2 protein-coding genes are annotated in these 739 nt (G+C 44.0%); one reads left to right on the top strand and one right to left on the bottom strand.

The window, feature by feature from the left end; translation table 11 throughout:
- A partial coding sequence (locus tag QVP67_RS01290) for a hypothetical protein (RefSeq protein ID WP_288179771.1) occupies positions 1-462 on the top strand: 462 nt, incomplete at its 5' end.
- Between the two features lie 91 nt (positions 463-553).
- Here QVP67_RS01290 and QVP67_RS01285 read toward each other — a convergent pair.
- Positions 554-739: hypothetical protein (locus QVP67_RS01285; RefSeq protein ID WP_288179770.1), on the bottom strand; the 186-nt coding region annotated here is incomplete at its 5' end.

Below are 739 nucleotides of genomic sequence, written 5' to 3'. Positions count from 1 at the left end.
GTAAAAGGTGCATTTCTTCGAATGCTTACGGTTATATTTGTAGGTGATATGGCTAAGTTCGTAAAAATCATTGGTATTTTGATTCTTGTACTGGCTCTGGGACAGCGCATGGACGAAGCATTGGGGGGCGATTCACTCCAATCGGTTTCTCGTGTGCTGACGGAACAGATGACTTCGTTGCAGGAAGAGGGGGAATGTTTTACCATGCCTCAGTGGCCATGTCTGCCCGATGCCGAACTGGCCGGTGCTAACAGCTGTTCGCAGCTTGTAACTTTATCCCGTATGCAGCGTTCGGCTGTGATGGAATATCTTTGTTTTCTGAAGGAAAGGGTAGGCGAGATAGCCCGTTACGAGGCTGTTCGTAGTCAGTGTCAAGGGAAGTTTTATGATGCCTTGCCCTGCCGCATCTGTAGTCCGGTGTGCGATTATTATATCTTCGCACTGCGGCGTATTCTCATTTAGTGTTTTTAGAGAATTCTGTTTCTTATCCCCTTTTATTTGTGCAGGCTTTCTGTAGCCTTCGATGGGGGTTCCCTTTTAGCAATATCAGGCTTTATTTTTTTCCTAACTGGGGAAATATTTTTTCCCAATAGGGGAGAAATTTTTTCCTAACTGGGAAAAAAATGCCCGATTCTTGCATGTCGGTCTCTTGGTGCTTCTGGCCGTAGGCTGACCTATTTACTTTATTTATTTCATTCTTTAAAAACAAAGTTACTACAAAAAAGTGAAATGCGGAAGA

The organism is Bacteroides sp. CAG:633 (assembly GCF_000435115.1).
Taxonomy (GTDB): domain Bacteria; phylum Bacteroidota; class Bacteroidia; order Bacteroidales; family Bacteroidaceae; genus Bacteroides; species Bacteroides ndongoniae.
The sequence above is the reverse complement of the archived record's forward strand: the minus strand, read 5'-3'. Positions and strand labels throughout refer to the sequence as shown.